Origin of the sequence: Litoribacter ruber, from assembly GCF_018500185.1 — a bacterium.
GTDB lineage: Bacteria > Bacteroidota > Bacteroidia > Cytophagales > Cyclobacteriaceae > Litoribacter > Litoribacter ruber.
In genome coordinates, this window is sequence record NZ_JAHBGI010000004.1 from 150,508 (window position 1) to 163,229 (window position 12,722).

A 12,722-nucleotide genomic window follows, 5' to 3' on the forward strand; every position below is an offset into this window, starting at 1 on the left:
CGCTTTGTTTTTCATATCAATATTTATCTGTTGTCTTGAAAAGCCAGTTTAGCGGCTTCATCAAATAGATTCAAGGCCTGCTGATAAACTTCGTTGATGTCGTTGACAATCTTATAGAAGGCATTATCATCATAAATATTTCTACTCATATGCGCTTTGACAAGAATCTTCAAATAGTCTTTAGATTTCTTGTAATCCTTCTCGTCAAACTTGACTTTGTTTTCTTCACCAATTTTGATCAACTCCTGTAGCATGGATTCAGACACCTCAAAGTTGTTGTAATATTCCTCAAAGGACATGTTGTCAAATTTGCCTTTGTTCTTGTCAACGTAACCTAGAATGAATTCCCTTGCCGAATCAGTGCTGAAAAGTTTGCCAACATATGGACTGTTCATAGTGGTGTCCCACGGGACAAAGTAATCCGGCATGATGCCACCACCGCCATATACGGCTCTTCCTCCCTTGGTCTCGTATCTCAAGCTGTCGTCAAATTTGATGCTGTCAGCAGAGAAAAATTCACCATGCTCTAAGCGGTTTATCCAGTCTTTACTATAATCTTCACCCTCACCATATGGCTTCTGGATAGACCTACCGGAAGGTGTATAGTATCTGGCAATAGTCAATCTTAGCTCTGCACCATCAGAAAGGTCAATTGGCATTTGAACAAGCCCTTTCCCGAATGACCTTCTACCCACAATCAGCCCACGGTCATTGTCCTGAATGGCACCTGCCACAATTTCAGAGGCAGAAGCACTGCCTTCGTTGATCAAAACAATCACGGAGCCGTCTTCAAATATGCCAGGCTTCACAGCAAAGGCTTTCTGGTTGTATCTGTTCAATTTGCCTTGTTGGGATACGATCATGGCGTTTTCACCCAAAATCTCATCAGCCATATTGATAGCTGCTCCCATATAGCCTCCAGGGTTGCCTTGCAGATCGAGGATAAGCTTGCTCATGCCTTTTTCCTTCAATTCTTCCACCGCAGCCTTAAATTCATCATAAGTAGTGGCGGCAAATCTGGTTACTTTAATGTAACCAATGTCATTGTTTACCATGTAGGTGGCATTGACACTGTATTGAGGGATTTTATCTCTGGTGATAGAGTAATCCAGAAGGTCCCTGTTGTTTTTTCTCTTAACGGTAAGCTCTACCTTGCTGCCTTTTGGTCCTCTCAGTAGGTCAAACACATCTCTATTGGTCACCCCAGTGCCCGCCACTGTTTCCCCGTCAACCTTGATGATCTGGTCACCGGACTGCAGGCCTACTTTCTCGGATGGTCCACCGGTAAGTGGGGCCACCACATAAATCGTGTCCCTCAATACACCAAACTCGATACCGATACCGTCAAACTCACCGTCCAATTGGGATTTGGCAAGCTGGGCATCTTTGGCTGGAATATAAGCGGAGTGCGGATCCAGTTTTTCCAACATCTTTTCTATACCATGCTCGACAAGTTCATTAGTGTTGACACTGTCCACATAATCCCTGTTGATATAAGTGATGATTTCTTGGATTTTATAAAGGGCCGCTTTCAGATCATTACGGTCTGATTTCGGTTCGGCAAATGTCGCTCCGATCCAAATACCAGCAGAAATGGCCAAGGCCAAAATAATCGGCAAACGGATTTGAGCTGAGGTGTTTTTCTTTTGATTCACGTCTTCGTGGTTGGTTTTATTTCTTTCTTCGCTCACAGTATCTTTAGGCTAATAAATTAAAAAAGGATGGAATAAGCATATTTCCAAATATACAACTTAACAAGGTTTTACCCTATTTCGTTTTTATAAACGTAAGAAAATCAATTTCGGTGACCATTTTAACCTCTTTTTACATCAAAAAATTTTACTTTTGTAATTGTATGCCGAATGCTAAAGACAGTTCTAATCCCTCCATTGCAGATCTTGTCAAAGATAATTACGTCTTTGCGGCGGTTCTGCATTATTTCGGTATCAGCTTTTTCCAATATAAGGAAAAATCTCTCGAGGATGTCTGCCGCAAATTCCGCGTAAAAGCCGCCCAAGTGATGGCCGAGCTTGAAAAATGGGCTGGTCAGAAAGAACCCTCATCCGAAGAACTCTATCTTCACCCCATCGAAGTGTTGGTGGAATACCTCCGGAAAAAGCATTACGACTTTGTATGCCAGCAGCTTCCATTCCTTTCCAACATGATCGCGGGAATTCGTGTGGAGGGAAAGTACAAGGAGTTGCTTGCTGATATGGGGCTGATGTTTCCCTTGTTTGTGGATGATTTCGTGCACCACATTCACGAGGAGGAGGATACCCTGTTCAAAAGAATCGCTTTGTTGCACCATCTGGAGGAAGGGGATTATAACCTGGTTGATGCCTTGAGGTTTTTGGAGGCCAAAAGCATAACCCATTTGGCGCATGCCCACGAGGTGCATGATGATGAAATGGAAGGGATCCGCAAGCTGACCAATGATTACCAACTGGAGGCCAATGCGCCGATGGAACTGAAAGTGCTGTATTATCACCTGCAGAACTTTGAAGCCGAGCTGGCCGTTCATGCCAAAATTGAAAACGACCTGTTGTTTCCCAAAGCTTTGGAGCTGGAAAAGGAAGTGAGAAGAAAAGTGCAAATTAAAATCCAATCCAACTGATGGGTAGAGTTATAGCCATAGATCTGGGAACAAAAAGGACCGGCTTGGCCGTTACCGATATGCTGAAGATTACAGCAAATCCCTTGGAGACCATAGAAACCAAAAACCTGCTTCCCTATCTGGAGGCCTATATTTCCAAAGAGGATGTGGACACCATTGTAGTGGGCCATCCCAAGTCACTGGACGGTACCGATACCCAGATGACCCAGCCAGCCATCAATCTTAAAGGCAGGCTGGCAAACAAATACCCCGATAAAAAGGTCGTGTTAGTAGACGAAAGATTTACTTCCAAAATGGCCATGCAATCCATGATCGCCATGGGAAGCAAGAAAAAAGACAGAAAAGAAAAAGCCGGCAACCTGGACAAAGTCAGCGCTGCCATCATATTACAAACCTACCTAGATCAATTATGATTTATCCGATCGTTGCTTACGGAAACCCTATACTTAAAAAAGAAGCTGAAGAAATCAAGGAGGGAGATGATGTCTCCGGATTGATCTCCGATATGTTTGATACCATGGGCCATGCCTCTGGCGTTGGTCTTGCTGCCCCCCAAATCAACAAAGGGATCCGCCTTTTCGTAATTGACAGTTCCTTGATGCTGGATGAGGAGGAAGAAGAGAAAGGCATACGCCGTGCGTTTATCAACCCGATCATTTTGGACGAATACGGTGACCATTTCGGGTTTGAGGAAGGTTGCCTGAGTATCCCCGATGTGAGGGCTGAAATCATCCGCCCCGAAAAACTGACCATTGAATATTTCGACGAAAACTGGAATCTTCAGGAGGAGGAATTTTCCGGAATGACCGCCCGCGTGATCCAGCATGAATATGATCACTTGGAAGGGATTCTTTTTGTCGATTATGTCAAGGGCTTGAAGAAAAGACTGATCAAAAGCAAACTGATCGACGTGAGCAAAGGTAAAGTTGCCACCGATTACCGTATGGTTTACCCATTAAGATAAGAATCACGATAATCTAACCGCAGAGACGCAAAGGTCGCAGAGAAATATTTCCTTTGTGCGCTCTGTGCCTCCGCGGTTATCTCTTTATAATTAACTATGAACGACAACCTGAAAATTGCCCTTATTCAATCTGACTTATATTGGAAAAACAAAGCCGCCAACATGGCCATGTTTGAAGAAAAAATTTGGTCAATTCAGGAGGATGTGGATCTCATAGTTTTGCCGGAAATGTTTACCACAGGTTTTTCCATGGATGCAGTGGAGCTTGGCGAACCGATGAATCTGCAGGCCACCAAATGGATGAAACAGATGGCCGCCCAAACCAAAGCAGTAATCACTGGAAGTGTGATCATCAAAGACAATGGTAACTATTATAATAGGTTGCTTTGGGTGACGCCGGAAGGAGTAATTAGTCAATACGATAAGAGACACCTCTTTGGAATGGCAGGGGAGGACGAGCATTTCAGTGCGGGAAAGGAAAACATCATAGTGGAGCTCAAAGGCTGGAAATTCTTGCCGCAAATCTGTTATGATTTACGATTCCCCGTTTGGAACCGCAATTACCTTGTTGGTGGGAAGCCCGCCTTTGACGTGATCTTTTTCATTGCCTCATGGCCAGCGCCGCGGGTGAATGCCTGGGATGTGCTCCTACAGGCAAGGGCAATGGAAAATGTCTGCTATTCCTTTGGTGTCAATCGGATCGGCATAGATGGCAACGATGTGCCTTATGTTGGCCATACCGGCGCATATACCTTCAAAGGTGAGCCGATTTGCTTTTTGGATGACAGGGAAGAAATTTCCATCATTACTTTGGAAAAAGAACCACTCCTGGCCTTCCGTAAAAAGTTTCCTGCTTTGGAAGATGCCGACAAGTTTGATGTTAAAGTTTGATTATCTTTTTGCTGATCCTTCCCCCGTCAGTTCCCAACACTCTAATTATATAAACCCCTTTAGGAAAGTTTCTCAGGTCAATTTGTGTCAAAGATTGACTTTGGATGGCCACCCCCTCCTGCAAAACCTGGCCCAATGGGTTGATTAATTGCAGCTCACCGGTGAAGTTGGTGATCACCTGAGCTACATCATTTGTGGGGTTGGGGTAGATTTTCAGTTGCAGGTTGGAAGATTGCCCATCAGTCGCCACATCTTTGGAAGTAAGGTAAATCAACCCACCAGCTCCTGTGCCCAGCAACAAATCATCATTTCCGCCCAATGCTGAAGGTATGGAGCTAATCCAGCTATTTCTTCCCAAGCGCGTGGTGGTGGTCGTTCCGTTAATCTCCAAAAGGTTATCCTGGCCATTTGATCCTTGCCTGAAATCCGGATAGTGACCCAAAATCCCCCTTTGATCAATCATATACAAATCGCCGCCTACAACCTTCACAGCTCGGTTGCGGTTAACTGGATTGTCCCCAAATCCCAGGTAATTTCTCTCCAGAAGTGTAAAGGATGGGCTGTCATTAAGGTTAGCTTGATACAAAATCAATTCACCGGTCTGTCTGGCAACCAGCAAGAAGATGTCCGACCCTTCTTTGAAAAGCTCAAGATGGTCATTGCCTCTCAGGGTGATTTCCGGAAGGCTGATTTCATTTTGGGCAACATGCTGGAAGCCGTTTCGGGACCAGAAAAGTTTTCTCACTGGATTGAAATTGATTATTTGTACCCCTGCAAAAAAATGGTATCCATCAACCTCCAGCAATTGCAGGTCAGTAAATCCCAATTGGGAGAAATTAAGGTAGTCTCTTTCCAAAAGTGAAAACCCATTTTGGTCAAGCGAAAATTTTGTAATCGAACCGACTACTTCACCTTGCACGATTTGGTTGCTGCTTACCAGTAGTTCACCATCCTGTTGATTGCCTTGGAAAAAGGGTCTGGCATTTTCTCCTAAGTCGACCATGTCCTGCTGCAGAAAGGGTTGGCCTTGTGAACTCCAGCCATTGCTGTCCCCAATAAACCGCTTGATGCTGGTCGAGAAGTCAATCCCATACTCCTGTGCCTGGCTGGAGGCATTGGTGGAAATCAACATATCGTTTCTGTAGAGACTAGCCACATGGAAAATGGGGAATTCCGGCAATTCACCCATGTTGGTTAGAGCGGTGGAAAATGAGGTGAATATGGGCTCGGTGTTGGTGCCGGTGTTTGGAAGAAAATATAGCGTATTGCACTGGTCCTGTCCCAAAAGCATGTCCAAAACGCCATTTCCCGTGAAATCGTGCAAAAGCAAACTGTGTCCCCCAATATGCTCGGTCCGAAGGTTTTCTCCCGTTTGGACATCCTGGATGGGATTTCCCCCGCAGGTAAACCCAAACGCAAAATGCTCGCAGCCGCAAAATTCAAAATTTCCCCAGCGGATTTTTTCCCGCACAAAGCCGTCAATGCCGGGCTGACCAGTCCTTTCCATGCTGGTATTTTTAAAGTATTCTAAGTAGTCGCCAGAGGCAAAATTAAATGTGAGAATATCCAAGTCTCCATCTCCATCCAAATCGATGATAACTGGGATGTCCAAGTTGTTGGCTTGGAGGTTGGAATTGTTCTCTAGCCGCAAAAACTCCATGGCCACCTCCCACGATGGAGCTGACCCCGGGGTACTTGTGTTTTTATAGGCTTTTATCCCAAATGGACTACTGGTAAATAAATCTTTCCGGCCGTTGCCGTCAAAATCTGCTAATATAAGGTATCCGCTAATGTCGGGAGGAAATGTATAGGCAAGGTCAGGGCGGTGAACATGCTGTCCATTCCTATTTTCAAACACCAGCAGGTTTCTTGTATTCCTATCCCAAACTATCAATTCCTCATTTCCATCCCCCGTCACATCCAGGGTCTGGAATTGGGCGGCGTTGATTCCTCCGGCAAAGGGATTCAGGAGTGGTGTGCCGTCAATCTCGAAATTTTTGGAAGTATTGTATTCAAAAACCCTTTGGGAAAAAGCAGGTAGGCTCAGTAGGAGAAAAATGAAAACAAGCGGGTACTTCATCGGTTTAGCAAGAATAGATACTAAAATTACTTAAAATAAACGGAAGAATTGATGCGAAGATGTCCAGCATTGATTTATTTTGGGAGTGAAACGCAACTTTTGTAAATCATGAACCTCCAGAAGCTTTACCTAGCCTACAAAGATGCTTCGGGCATCAGCACCGATACCCGCAATATACAGCCGGGAAATATGTTTTTTGCCCTGAAAGGCCCAAGTTTCAATGCCAATGAATTTGCTGCCACAGCTTTGAAAAACGGCGCTTCAGTGGCGGTAATTGATGATGAAGAATACCTTCCGAATAAAAAGGATGACAGCTACATTTTGGTGGATGATGCCCTTACTGCACTTCAGCGGCTGGCTAATCATCATAGGAAGCAGCTCAATATCCCAATTCTGGCAATCACCGGCACCAACGGTAAGACAACTACAAAGGAGTTGCTCAACGCTGTTTTGAGCACAAAATTTAAAACCTATGCTACAAAAGGCAACCTGAATAATCACATTGGAGTACCTCTGACCCTATTGGCAATGGGCAAAAAGGTTGAACTGGGCATTGTGGAAATGGGTGCCAACAAAGTGGGTGATATTGCAGAGCTTTGCGCGATCGCCGAGCCTACCCATGGCTTGATTACCAATATTGGTAAAGCCCACTTGGAGGGTTTTGGAGGGTTTGATGGCGTGCTCAGGGCCAAGACGGAGATGTACCACTACCTCATTGAAAACAACGGCAAGATTTTCGTCAACAGTACCAATCCCATCTTGATGAATATGGTCAAAAGAATGAAGGACCCTTTTCTCTATCCTCAATCCCTTGACAACTATCATACATATTTTGTAAGTGCCGATCCCTTTGTGAAGTTCAAGACCTCAAATGGCAATGTGTGTGAGACTAAAATGCTGGGAGGCTATAACTTTGAAAATATAGCCACAGCATTGGCGGTAGGTAATTTTTTCGGGGTAGAGGAAGAGAGGGCCGTGGAGGCAGTATGCAATTACACCCCTTCAAATATGCGGTCCCAACTCGTGGAGAAAAGAAGCAATCTCATCGTGCTGGATGCTTACAATGCCAATCCAACTAGTATGGAAGGTGCCATCAAAACCTTCGGGGCGATGACTGGCAAAAAGCATAAGATGGTAATTCTCGGCGATATGTATGAACTTGGTGAGCAAAGCGAAGAGGAGCATGAAAAATTGGGCCAGCTAGTCAAGGAATACCATTTTGATAAAGTGTGCTTTGCCGGAGAGTTGACAAAAGCAGCACTTAAGCAGGCGCCGGATGCCTTGTATTTCCCTGACCCTTTCTCTTTGAGAAACTGGCTGAAGGACATGGCTTTGGAGGATTACCTTATTTTGATCAAAGGAAGCCGTGGGATGAAAATGGAAACCCTGGTGGATTTTATTTAGCTATGACTGCAAACACGCTGAAGTTTTTGAATACCCTTGCCCAAAATAATGAAAAGGGCTGGATGGATGAAAATCGGGACTGGTTCTTAGAGGTGAAAGAAGAGTTTTTGGAGAAAGTTGGGGATTTGCTAACAGGTCTGAAAAGACTCGATCCGGGTTTGGAAAGTCTTAACCCAAAGGACTGCGTGTTTCGGCAAAATAGGGATATACGATTCAGTCCTAATAAAATGCCTTACAAGATTAACATGGCAGCCTATTTTTCCCGAGGGGGAAAAAAGTCGGTAGGGCCAGGATATTATTTACACCTTGAGCCGGAAGGGAGTTTTGTCGGGGGAGGGCTGTATCACCCGCCGGCCCCATTGCTGAAACAGGTGAGGCAGGAGATAGATTATTCAGGCAATGAACTAAAGGCAATCATGGATGAACCTGAATTTAAAAAAACATTTGGCGGCTTATATGGCGAAAAGCTAAAGACCTCTCCAAGAGATTATGATCAGGATCATCAGCATATTGACCTTTTAAGGTATAAAAGCTTTGAGGTGATCACACGGATTCCTGATCAGGAAATCGAAAAAGGCACTACGGTGAAAATTGCCTTGGATACTTTCACCAAAATGCAGCCCTATATGGATTTTCTATATAGGGCCACAGATGATGCGGAAAGTGGGGATGGGCTTTTGCTTTAGCTAAGACAGTATTTTTCAATCATTTCCGCCACACCATCTTCAATGCTGGGAGTTGTGATTTCATTTGCGACGGCCTTCACTTCGGGTCTGGCGTTGCCAACTGCCACGCCATGGCCGACAGCCTGAAGCAAATCCATATCGTTATAATTGTCTCCAAAAGCCATGACTTCTGACATATCTATGTCGTAATTGAAGCTTAAAACATCTTTAAGCGCAGAAGCTTTGGATATTTTCTTGGGAGCAATCTCTATATAGGTATCCTTGGATCTATAAAGATGCACCTCTTGGCTAATGGTGTCGGTAAGTTGGTCAAATAGGGCCTGGATCTCTTCCGCTGGCCCCATGCACATGACTTTGTGGGCGCCACATCCTTTGTCATTCCAATGGTCAATAACGGAAGTAAATGGTTGGATGGAAGGAGAAACTTTTGTGTTTCGGATTTCCCTTTTAGTCCAAAAATCCATTCTTGGGGCAAACCAGTCATCTCGGCCATACAGACTGACATGGATGGCAGTGCCTTTTGAAAGGTTTTGGATTTTTTCGCAGATGTCCAATGGGATGCAGACATCCCCCAATATCTGCCTGTCAGCAGAAAGGTAATGTACCACATATCCACCATTGTAACAAATGAGTGGGTTCTCGATTCTGTCCAGTACCTTTTGAAGGTGGATCATGGCCGAGGGCATGCGTGAGGATGCTAATATGATTGGGAAATCTTTCGGAAGGCTTTGGATGGCCTGGATTGTTCGTTGGGAAATTTCTCTGTCTTTATTCAATAAAGTGCCGTCGATATCTGTGCAGATGGCTCTGATATTCATTAGATAGTGGTTTGGTGGAAGCTGGTCACCCCCTTAACATACATAGCGTGCAAAATAGTTTGATTTTTTTACTATTTCCAAATATGAGTGTAAGTATTTGGTAAATAAGTGGATAGGTTTTTGGGGTAGACGAAAAAAAATAGCTTGTCAAATGACAAGCTATTGAAGTGGAGGATAACGGATTCGAACCGATGGCCTCTACACTGCCAGTGTAGCGCTCTAGCCAACTGAGCTAATCCCCCGTTTTGTGAGTGCAAATATAGAGACTGTGATCAATTCCACAAAGGAATTGGGCTAAGTTTTTTAGAAATTATTCAAGATTGTAATTCACTCTCGTGAGAATACTCCGCCCCAAGGTTACTTCGTCCGTGTATTCGAGTTCGCCTCCAATAGGGATGCCTCGGGCTATGGTGCTGACCTTGATGCCTTTCTCTTTTAACTTCCTGGTGATGAAAAAGGAAGTGGTGTCACCTTCCATCGTAGCACTTAGGGCCAAGATCACTTCCTGAACCGGTTCTGAGCCAAGTTGCTCATCGATCCTATTTAATAATGAATCTATTTTCAACTCCTCTGGTCCGATTCCTTGAATTGGACTTATCACTCCTCCAAGGACATGGTATAGCCCGTTGTATTGGGAGGTGTTTTCAATGGCTAAGACATCCGGGATATCTTCCACCACGCAAATCGTTGATCTATCCCTTCGGGTGCCCAAGCAAATGGAGCAGATTTCCTGATCCGCTATGTTGTGGCACTTTTTACAATAATCGATCTCTGTGCGAAGCTTTGAAATGGCTGCAGTCAGGGATTGAGAAAAGGATTCGGGTTGTTTGAGAATATGCAAAGTCAGGCGAAGGGCTGTCTTTTTGCCGATGCCAGGTAGGCGGCTTATTTCGCTGACTGCATCTTCGATAAGTTTGGACGGGAAGTTCACTCGGTTGATGTTATACTATGGCCGCCTGAATGCCGGCATCCAGGATTGATTCGCACATGGGCTTCAATTTGGAACGGCTGCCTTTCTTCACGGCGCATTGCCCTTTGTAATGAATGATTAGGGTACATTGCTCTGCTTGCTCTTGTGAATGCTTGCAGACTTTGATCAAAACCTTCGAAACATGCTCAAAGGTGTTCACGTCATCATTGAATACCACAAGGTCATACTCCTCTTTGTCCACTAAGTCTTCTATCAAGACTTCTACTTCTTCTTCTAAGGTATGTTCTAAAGGTTTCATATCAATTGTTAGGGTTTTTCTGGTGCTCCATATTTACGTTGCAAAAATCGGGCAGTTCTCCCCATTTTCAGTGATTTTGTGGGCTTTAGGATTAATCATTTCCCATTGATCACTATTGAGTTTTGCAAAGTTAATAATTATAGACAATTTTAACGCTGTTTATAATATTACAGTATGGATTCCACTTCAGTTCTAATAGTCATAACCGCATATTTTTTCCTCTTGTTCCTTATCTCCTGGTTTACCAGCAGAAAGGTCACCGCCGATACCTTTTTTACTGGGGACAGGCAGTCTCCGTGGTTTTTGGTGGCTTTTGGGATGATTGGCGCTTCCTTGTCCGGGGTGACTTTTATTTCTGTTCCAGGAGAGGTGGGGAATACCAACTTCTACTATTTTCAAGTAGTTTTGGGTTATACACTGGGCTATGCAGTGATTGCCCTTGTTTTGCTGCCCTTGTATTATAAGCTCAATCTGGTTTCTATTTATGCCTATTTGGAGCAAAGGTTCGGCTTTTGGTCTTATAAAACTGGGGCGTTTTTCTTCATACTGTCCAGGACTTTGGGCTCCTCCATTAGGGTGTTTTTGGTTGCAGGAGTTTTGCAATTAATCTTGTTTGACAACTGGGGGATACCGTTTTGGGTTTCGGTATTGATTACGGTTGGCTTGATTTGGCTTTATACCCACAAAGGGGGGATCAAAACAGTGGTGTGGACTGATACGTTACAGACCTTTTTTATGCTGGCAGCTATTGGGGTGAGTATTTACCTGGTAGCAAAGGATCTAAATATTTCTGGTTTAGGCGACCTGGTGGATAGGGTGGGGACCGACCGGCGTTCTGAGATTTTCAATTGGGACTGGCAGGCCGGCACTAATTTTTTCAAGCAGTTTTTGGCGGGTGCATTTATCACCATCGTGATGACGGGCCTGGATCAGGACATGATGCAGAAAAACCTCACCTGCCGAAACCTCGGGGATGCCCAGAAGAACATGTTCTGGTTTACCATTATCCTGGTTTTTGTCAATTTGATGATTTTGGTTCTGGGCGTATTGCTTTACCTTTACACAGAAACGAACGGCATAGAGATGCCATTGAGGTCAGATGATCTCTATCCATTCCTTGCCACCCAGCATTTCACTGCTTTTGCAGGGATTATCTTCGTGCTGGGTATCACGGCAGCCGCCTATTCCAGTGCTGATTCCACACTGACGGCCCTTACTACTTCCTTCTGCTATGACTTTTTAGAAATAGAGAAGAACTATGAAAAGGAAAAGCAATACACTATCAGAAAGAAGGTCCATCTTGCCTTTACGGGCCTGATGTTTTTGGTGATTTTGATCTTCAGATGGATCAATGATCAAAGCGTAATCAATGCAGTATTTACCATCGCTGGCTATACCTATGGGCCGTTGTTGGGACTGTATGCATTTGGTTTGTTTACCAAATGGCAGGTCAATGATAAGATGGTGCCATACCTTGCAGTGGCAGCCCCATCCCTAGCCTTTATTATCAGTATGAACTCCGAAGCTTGGCTTGCAGGTTACAAGTTCGGATTTGAAATATTAATCCTTAACGGATTGCTGATGTTTGCCGGCCTGATGGCGGCAAGAAAGAAGAGTAAAAAGGTAAAGGTTTAAAGCTCCTCCTTACTCATCAATTCGTTGATCTTTTTGAGTCTTTTGATATTATTTTCCAGCTTTTCATTGCTGCCGTCAAGTTCGACAAGTACCGAAATGTGGTGTCCGTTGGAGCTGCCGCCTTCCACATTGCCCGCAATTGTGGGGGATACGGAGATGAGGTCTTGCACATCTACTTGATAAAGTTCTGCTAGCTTGATGGCGTCTTCCATTTTGAGGTTGGAACGACCCTGTTCGTACCTAGAATAGGCAGTATAATCCTTCTTGCCCAAAAATTCCGCGATGTATTCCTGGGTGTAACCTCTTAAAACTCTGTGTTTTCGTAGGTTCTCTGCTATATGGCTCTTAAGTTCTTTTTCCATGTTTTCTATAGATTTTGACTTATTAGACACATAAACAAA

At 44.3% G+C, this 12,722-nt stretch carries 13 protein-coding genes and 1 tRNA gene; 7 read left to right on the forward strand and 7 right to left on the reverse strand.

From position 1 onward, the window contains the following. Positions 1 to 23: 23 nt before the first annotated feature. Positions 24 to 1,655, reverse strand: a complete 1,632-nt coding sequence (locus tag KIH41_RS07260) for a S41 family peptidase (protein ID WP_214162132.1) — start codon at positions 1,653 to 1,655, stop codon at positions 24 to 26. Between the two features lie 200 nt (positions 1,656 to 1,855). Between KIH41_RS07260 and KIH41_RS07265 the strand changes: the two genes are divergently transcribed. The 4 genes from KIH41_RS07265 (at position 1,856) to KIH41_RS07280 (ending at position 4,469) form a co-directional block, all read left to right on the forward strand. Beyond that, on the forward strand, positions 1,856 to 2,614 hold the full coding sequence (locus KIH41_RS07265) for a hemerythrin HHE cation-binding protein (protein ID WP_214162008.1): 759 nt from the start codon (positions 1,856 to 1,858) through the stop codon (positions 2,612 to 2,614). Further along, on the forward strand, positions 2,614 to 3,027 hold the full coding sequence (gene ruvX / locus KIH41_RS07270) for a Holliday junction resolvase RuvX (protein ID WP_213943444.1): 414 nt from the start codon (positions 2,614 to 2,616) through the stop codon (positions 3,025 to 3,027). The genes KIH41_RS07265 and ruvX overlap by 1 nt, the downstream gene beginning before the upstream one ends. After that, positions 3,024 to 3,578, forward strand: a complete 555-nt coding sequence (def, locus tag KIH41_RS07275) for a peptide deformylase (protein ID WP_213943445.1) — start codon at positions 3,024 to 3,026, stop codon at positions 3,576 to 3,578. Before ruvX ends, def begins: the two co-directional genes overlap by 4 nt. 96 nt (positions 3,579 to 3,674) lie before the next feature. Beyond that, positions 3,675 to 4,469 (forward strand): amidohydrolase, encoded by a 795-nt coding sequence (locus tag KIH41_RS07280; protein WP_214162009.1) that lies wholly within the window; start codon positions 3,675 to 3,677, stop codon positions 4,467 to 4,469. Here KIH41_RS07280 and KIH41_RS07285 read toward each other — a convergent pair. Then, complete coding sequence (locus tag KIH41_RS07285) at positions 4,459 to 6,549, reverse strand: T9SS type A sorting domain-containing protein (RefSeq protein WP_214162010.1); 2,091 nt, start codon at positions 6,547 to 6,549, stop codon at positions 4,459 to 4,461. The genes KIH41_RS07280 and KIH41_RS07285 overlap by 11 nt on opposite strands. 108 nt (positions 6,550 to 6,657) lie before the next feature. Here KIH41_RS07285 and KIH41_RS07290 point away from each other — a divergent pair, with 108 nt between their 5' ends. Together KIH41_RS07290 and KIH41_RS07295 are read left to right on the forward strand one after the other, a co-directional pair. Next, positions 6,658 to 7,953 (forward strand): UDP-N-acetylmuramoyl-tripeptide--D-alanyl-D-alanine ligase, encoded by a 1,296-nt coding sequence (locus KIH41_RS07290; RefSeq protein ID WP_214162011.1) that lies wholly within the window; start codon positions 6,658 to 6,660, stop codon positions 7,951 to 7,953. Between the two features lie 2 nt (positions 7,954 to 7,955). Next, positions 7,956 to 8,639 (forward strand): DUF2461 domain-containing protein, encoded by a 684-nt coding sequence (locus KIH41_RS07295; protein ID WP_214162012.1) that lies wholly within the window; start codon positions 7,956 to 7,958, stop codon positions 8,637 to 8,639. Here the strand turns inward: KIH41_RS07295 and KIH41_RS07300 are convergent. From KIH41_RS07300 to KIH41_RS07315, 4 genes are all read right to left on the reverse strand, one after another. Continuing rightward, positions 8,636 to 9,457 (reverse strand): Cof-type HAD-IIB family hydrolase, encoded by an 822-nt coding sequence (locus KIH41_RS07300; RefSeq protein WP_213943450.1) that lies wholly within the window; start codon positions 9,455 to 9,457, stop codon positions 8,636 to 8,638. The two genes, KIH41_RS07295 and KIH41_RS07300, sit on opposite strands and share 4 nt — an antisense overlap. A 168-nt stretch (positions 9,458 to 9,625) precedes the next feature. Further along, a tRNA-Ala gene (locus KIH41_RS07305) sits at positions 9,626 to 9,699 on the reverse strand. Positions 9,700 to 9,767: 68 nt separating this feature from the next. Next, positions 9,768 to 10,388, reverse strand: coding sequence for a recombination mediator RecR (gene recR / locus KIH41_RS07310; RefSeq protein ID WP_214162013.1), 621 nt, complete (start codon positions 10,386 to 10,388; stop codon positions 9,768 to 9,770). A gap of 10 nt (positions 10,389 to 10,398) precedes the next feature. Beyond that, positions 10,399 to 10,686, reverse strand: coding sequence for an ATP-dependent Clp protease adaptor ClpS (locus KIH41_RS07315; protein ID WP_213943452.1), 288 nt, complete (start codon positions 10,684 to 10,686; stop codon positions 10,399 to 10,401). 174 nt (positions 10,687 to 10,860) lie between these two features. Between KIH41_RS07315 and KIH41_RS07320 the strand changes: the two genes are divergently transcribed. Further along, positions 10,861 to 12,321, forward strand: coding sequence for a sodium:solute symporter (locus KIH41_RS07320; protein WP_213943453.1), 1,461 nt, complete (start codon positions 10,861 to 10,863; stop codon positions 12,319 to 12,321). Here KIH41_RS07320 and KIH41_RS07325 read toward each other — a convergent pair. Then, a complete protein-coding gene (locus KIH41_RS07325; protein WP_213943454.1) occupies positions 12,318 to 12,683 on the reverse strand; it encodes a helix-turn-helix domain-containing protein in 366 nt (121 codons plus the stop codon). The genes KIH41_RS07320 and KIH41_RS07325 overlap by 4 nt on opposite strands. Positions 12,684 to 12,722: the final 39 nt, after the last annotated feature.